This window comes from Arcicella aurantiaca (assembly GCF_003148625.1).
GTDB classification, from domain to species: Bacteria; Bacteroidota; Bacteroidia; order Cytophagales; family Spirosomataceae; genus Arcicella; species Arcicella aurantiaca.
The window spans coordinates 1-5,685 of record NZ_QGGO01000051.1; the positions used below are offsets into that span (position 1 = coordinate 1).

Here is a 5,685-nt window from a genome sequence, read left to right on the forward strand (position 1 = left end):
GAAATTGAAAGATTCTTTCGATTTATTAAGCAAAATCTGAACTTTTCTCATCTGATTTCACGGGACTATAATGCTATAAAAAACATGGCATATGTAATGTTAATTGCAGCCATGTTTATTGCTTTGTATGCCAAATTAAACGAGCGTAATGGATTTAAAATCAATAAATTAAAATTCTTATATGAACTCGAAGCTGAACTTGTCAAAGAACTAATCATTCTCTGTAAAGGTGACCCCAATTTATTAAATCAATACTTCCACGCAGGTTTCGGACAATAGTGCTTTATTTCCAAAAATCAAGACACAACCTCCTCCTTTCCTAAAAATAAGCATAGAAGCGGTTTTTCTTACAATACCTACGTCTTGTAACTGGCTTCCATCTTTAGCGTTTACACTATATTTTACCCATGAGCGAACAATTTTTTGCTCCATTTCCAGTTTCTCATTTTTTGTAGATTGAGCATGAACTTTCTCACAAAAAATAATGATGACAAAAAGTATAAGTTTGATTTTCATGTAAGTGAATAGAAAGGATATTTAAGAATGAGAGTTTAAATAATGGCAATTTATTTTTAATCTACCTATTTTCAAACATTTATCCTAAGCAATCATTTTGAACGAATGCGGATACCCATTTGAAAACCTATCCAAAATGATGATTTTTCGGTAGCGGAAAGTGGCTCAAAAGAAGGTATTTTATCAAAAGGTTTGGACTGCCAAAATGCTGAGTTGTATTGATTGATAATGAGGTATTTTATGGAAGGACCTAAAGTAATGGCAACGTTCTGAGCAATTTGTTTTTCAAACATCATATCAAATTTCCAGAGGGCTGCTACGTTGGGGCTTAAATCATCATATTCTACTAAAATATTGGTTGTGAGGTCTGTATTAAACATCCACGCACGTCCCAATTCGTAGGCTCTACCAATACCGTAACCTAACCCAAAAACCTCTCTGGGTCTTAAAAAGTTATAATGTAGAGCTAAAATATTATAGAATTTTCTAACACCTGTTTTAAAAGTAAATGTAACGGTTTCATTTTCATCAATTGCCAATTCCAGACGTTTATAGCCCGTTCCGCTTCCTACAAAACTCAAAAAACCGATGGGGGCTGTATCGGTTGAATCACTAATATTAATAAAGCCTATTTGCTTCCCTCCTTTCAATACTCGATGTGCGTAGTTTATTGGGGCAATTTGCCATCCGCTCGACTCCTTAATGACTGTATTTAACCCCGCTGTTAATTGTAGTCCACCTTCGTTATGTCCTGTAATGTTAAGTAAATTACTGATTTGTACTCCCGAAAGCGAACCACCCACAATATTGGCTAATCCTGCCAATTGCACACCTTCTACGTCTTTACGAATCCCATTTATTAAACCGCCGACTTCTAATTTACGTACTCCTCCTGCATAACCCATCAAAAGGTTTACGGAATAATCATTTTTGATACTACCTGATAATAAACGGTTAGTTCCTAAAAACGGCAAAACCGAAAATTGATAATTTCGGCTTAAAGAATCTTTAATGTTTTGAGCATTTATCCGCTGAGAACGGCTTACGAGAACTTTTCCCAAACGTTTTTTGAACATATCCCAGCGACTTTCGTAAAGGGTTGAATCAAAAATCGGGGAAGTTGGGAATATACTTTCGTCGGTAATATCAGGAAAAGCATTGGGCGAAACAGGTAAAAGAAGCGATGTTTCGTCTTGCTTGGGTTTTAGATTTTTGTAAGAATCCATTTTCTCTATTGAGTTATCTTCAATAGGTGGATTAAAAGGTGTTTCTTGTCTAATAGGCTGTAAATGAATATCTTGATATGTATTTTTAGAAGATTTTATCAAAATACTTTCTTGCTCATAATTGGGGCGAGAAATCGTCAATCTTATTGGTAATTGGCTTTGATAGAGCTTAATACGATAAAATCCATATTGATTAGTAATACTTGACGACAAACTTTTTCTGTCATAAATCGTTACTTTCCCTAAAGGTTTATCTGTTGGGTCGTCAAGTATATAACCTGTCAAAACAAAAGATTTCGTTTCTTCGGTTTGTTCATTTTTTTGCAAAATCAAATATTCTCCTCGAACCTTATAATTAAGAGTCCCTTTAAAAATTCTATTTAAAACTTCTCGAACAGGTTTATTGCTAACAACTAAGTCTATTTTGTCATTAACATCTATAATTTCTGAATTATAAGAAAATGAAAAATCACCTTGTTTGGCTATCATTTCCAAAACATTTGAAACACTAATATTATTGACTTTTAGATTTATTGAACGTTCGAGAATGGGTGTTTGGGCAAAAAGAAAATGGTTTATACAGAAGAATTGGGCAAAGAGAAATAAATATTTTAAGGAGCAGAGTTTCATGTAAATAGCAGGTATTGGAAACAGGAAACCCCGTCTGAGTTGAGTTATTGGTTATTAGAGATTGGCAACCGTACCACGGGAATTTTTCCCATGAAATTGATTTGATTTAACAATCACAAATATGGGAATCTTTCCGTGAAATTGATTTAAATTAACAATCACGGGAAGGATTCCCGTGGTATTTACTCACATCCTTCTCCGTTCAAGATAATTGTATCTCCTTGATTTTGGATTTTCAGATTGAAAGTTTCTGCAATTACAGTTATGATATTCTCCAAATTTTCATCTTCGAAAGAAGCCGTTAATTTACAGTTTTTAATTTTATCTTGACTTAAAATAATTTGTCTATCGTATTTTTGAGATAAGATTTCGACAACCGCAGCCAATGATTTTTGCTCAAAAACGAAAGATTGCGTATTTTCTTGTGTAATATTTTTGCCTTCTGAAACCTCTGATTTAATGATGGTATCTGCATTAGTCAAAATCTCTGCTTTTTGACCTTTTTCTAAGATAACACGACTATTATTTTTTGAAAATTGCACTCGACCAGTCTTCACAACCACTTGAACCTGAGCATTGTACGCACGAACATTAAACGAAGTCCCCAATACTTTTACATCTGTACCTTGCGTATGAATAATAAAGGGATGTGCGTTATCATGGTGGACATCAAAGAAGCCTTCTCCTTCCAAATTAACTTCTCTATTGGTACCGTTAAAATTGGTAGGATAACTAATTGTTGAGTTTTTACTTAACGTAATTTTTGTACCATCTGGCAAAGTTTTTTCAACCGTTTTATTACCTGATTGGAAGGTTAAAACTTCATTTTGTGGTGTAGTAGATTGTTTAGCAAAAACAAACCAAAGTCCAGATAAAAGCACTAAAACGGCGGCAATTTTCAAGAAATTAGTTACCCAATTAAGTTTTTTAACAGTCAATTGTTCTGATATATCAACGGTTTGGCTACTTTCTTTTTTCGCTATATTCAATTTCTTCCATGCGGCATCTACATCAACTGTTTGCTGATTTTGAACGGCTTTTACGCCCTCCCAAATCAACTTAGAATGGTCAAAAGTCTTCTGGTTTTCTTCAGACGCAATTATCCACTCATTCATCGTATCCGATTCATGAGCATTAGCCTCATCAGCAAGGTATTTTGCCAATAAGTCGTCTATGGTCTGGTCTTGGTTCATTTCTTTATAATTTTACTTGCGATGTATTAAAAAAACAGCATCATCAATAATATAATTGGCAGATAATCAGCCAATTCTGTACGCATAATTTTCAATGCTTTGCCTATTTGATTTTCTACGGTTTTGATAGAAAGTCTTAAACGGTCGGCAATTTCTTGGTATTTTAATTCCTCAAATCGACTCATTTTAAAAATCAGACGACATTGTTCTGGAAGTTTTTCGAGGGCATCAGCAATTCTACTTTCCAACTCTACTTTATCTAAAATATCCGTTGCCGAATCGTGGGTATTTTCTAAATAATCACCTACATATTGGCGATATGTTTCTTGAATTTTTAGATGTTTCAGCCTGTTCAAACAAGTATTATGGACTGCTCGATATAAGTATGATTTTAACGAAACACTAATTTCTATTTCTGCCCGTTGCTCCCAAAATTTCAGAAAAATGCTTTGAACAACCTCCTCGGCATCGTCCATATCTTTCAAAATACCACAGGCATAATTACATAAAGCTTGATAGTGCTTTTTGAAAACTGTTTCAAAAACACGCTCATTACCCTGACGGATAGCCAATAAAATATCTGAATCTGGAATTTGTATCATTTAAAGAGGTGAAGCTATATGCTTTCCGCAAAAATACAATTCCTCTTGGATATTTCACCTTTATGACAATCTAATTTAATTTTACCCCTATAACCAAAGAAGGAAGAATTAATAAATTCCTCCCTCTTTGCAATTATTCTTTTGCCGACAAAACCTTGATATTCTTTATATTATTTCATTTTCATGTGCAAGGTAACAATATTGGCAACCATTCCTGTTGAACGTGTATAATGCCCATAACGTAGCTCTACACTTGCCCAATGTTTAATACCCAAAACGCCATTTACAGGTGCTAAACGCACGCCTGTTCCTAAGAAATTGGTGGTCATTCCCGAAATATCGTAGTCGCTCGTATAGTAAGTGTCTGTGGCTAAATGTTGTTGGTAAGGAGCAAAATATTTTACGGCTGTTTGCTTACTGAAACGGTAAAAGGGCGTCAATGAAACAAAAGGAGATAATTTATATGAACCTTCCATGTTTACGGTGTGGGCTGTCATTCCCCAATCATCCATGTAATATCTGTAAAAACCCTTCAGTACCACATTGTCTCCAAGAAAATAACTGGCTCTTAATGCAATTGGCAATTTAAAACGGTTTCCCGGTAGTTTTTCAGCGGTCATTGTATTATTGCTAAAATATACTCGGTGGAATGATGTACTCAAAAATCCTTCTTGATATGATGGTTCTGCTACCAACATAATTTGTAAACGCTCATTAATAACCTGTGATAATGACAATGCCAAAGCATACGAATTTCGGGGTTTTGTACCACCTGTGCCACTCCTGCCCGATGAATTGGTTGATGTTCGGAGTTCAGTAGGCATAATAATAGTGGCTTTATCAAAAAAAGCACTCGCTTTTATACTAAATTCTCGGTTGTTATCCAATGAAGCTTTTGCCCAACTTGCCGTAAAACCATGCGATTGATAGTCAAATTCTCTTGAAAAAGAATAAGCCAAACCTTTGGTTACACGTGTAGTAGGGTCTTTCATAGTCCATGCTACTGATGGGTAAATGTGAAGGTCTGCCGCTGATGCTCCAGATATTGAACGTGGGTCAACATTGTCTGACGATGCCGAAGTATAATAATCTAAGTTCAAATCAACAGTAATATTATGCTGGCGATTCTTTTTGTCATAAGTTGACATTTTCAAATCAAAAGAATTAGCATAGTCTGTCAATTGTTCTGTACCAATTCCACCTGTTACCGCAGAATTATTTCCTTCTTGATGATAATAACTTGAAACAAGGTTTATTTCATCAATTTTTAATTTTCGTTTTTCGTAAGAATTTTCTTCTCCAGCATTACTTTGAGCAGTAGTTCTGAACAGCATACTTACTAATAAACCAGCAGTTATTATTATTTTTTTCATTTGATTCTGTTTATTGTATCAAGTATTATGTCCTAAATTGTATCAAGTATTATGTCCGAAGTATTAAGAGTGAACATATACTTACTTAATACCTCATACTTAATACTTAATACCTCATACTTAATACTTAATACCTCATACTTAA

The 5,685-nt window shown here is 34.4% G+C and carries 5 protein-coding genes and 1 pseudogene; 1 reads left to right on the forward strand and 5 read right to left on the reverse strand.

The window, feature by feature from the left end; all coding sequences use genetic code 11:
* Positions 1-279 (forward strand): annotated as a pseudogene (locus tag LV89_RS24300) (hypothetical protein); the annotation flags it as partial.
* On the opposite strand, the gene LV89_RS24305 reads toward LV89_RS24300, so the two are convergent.
* The 5 genes from LV89_RS24305 to LV89_RS24325 all read right to left on the reverse strand — a co-directional run bounded on the left by LV89_RS24305 (position 244) and on the right by LV89_RS24325 (position 5,540).
* Positions 244-516 (reverse strand): hypothetical protein, encoded by a 273-nt coding sequence (locus LV89_RS24305; RefSeq protein ID WP_109745591.1) that lies wholly within the window; start codon positions 514-516, stop codon positions 244-246. The pseudogene LV89_RS24300 and the gene LV89_RS24305 overlap by 36 nt on opposite strands.
* A gap of 92 nt (positions 517-608) precedes the next feature.
* Positions 609-2,372: an STN and carboxypeptidase regulatory-like domain-containing protein gene (locus LV89_RS24310; RefSeq protein ID WP_146199261.1), complete on the reverse strand. Its 1,764-nt coding sequence runs from the start codon at positions 2,370-2,372 to the stop codon at positions 609-611.
* 182 nt (positions 2,373-2,554) lie between these two features.
* On the reverse strand, positions 2,555-3,565 hold the full coding sequence (locus tag LV89_RS24315) for a FecR family protein (RefSeq protein WP_109745593.1): 1,011 nt from the start codon (positions 3,563-3,565) through the stop codon (positions 2,555-2,557).
* Positions 3,566-3,591: 26 nt separating this feature from the next.
* Entirely contained in the window at positions 3,592-4,167 is a 576-nt protein-coding gene (locus tag LV89_RS24320; protein ID WP_170117768.1) for an RNA polymerase sigma-70 factor, read from the reverse strand.
* Between the two features lie 170 nt (positions 4,168-4,337).
* Complete coding sequence (locus LV89_RS24325) at positions 4,338-5,540, reverse strand: DUF3570 domain-containing protein (RefSeq protein WP_109745594.1); 1,203 nt, start codon at positions 5,538-5,540, stop codon at positions 4,338-4,340.
* Positions 5,541-5,685 lie beyond the last annotated feature (145 nt).

What these genes read in the sequence shown, in the direction of transcription:
- LV89_RS24305 (WP_109745591.1), bottom strand. Translation starts at nt 516, where the DNA reads ATGAAAATCAAACTTATACTTTTTGTCATCATTATTTTTTGTGAGAAA.
- LV89_RS24310 (WP_146199261.1), bottom strand. Translation starts at nt 2,372, where the DNA reads ATGAAACTCTGCTCCTTAAAATATTTATTTCTCTTTGCCCAATTCTTC.
- LV89_RS24315 (WP_109745593.1), bottom strand. Translation starts at nt 3,565, where the DNA reads ATGAACCAAGACCAGACCATAGACGACTTATTGGCAAAATACCTTGCT.
- LV89_RS24320 (WP_170117768.1), bottom strand. Translation starts at nt 4,167, where the DNA reads ATGATACAAATTCCAGATTCAGATATTTTATTGGCTATCCGTCAGGGT.
- LV89_RS24325 (WP_109745594.1), bottom strand. Translation starts at nt 5,540, where the DNA reads ATGAAAAAAATAATAATAACTGCTGGTTTATTAGTAAGTATGCTGTTC.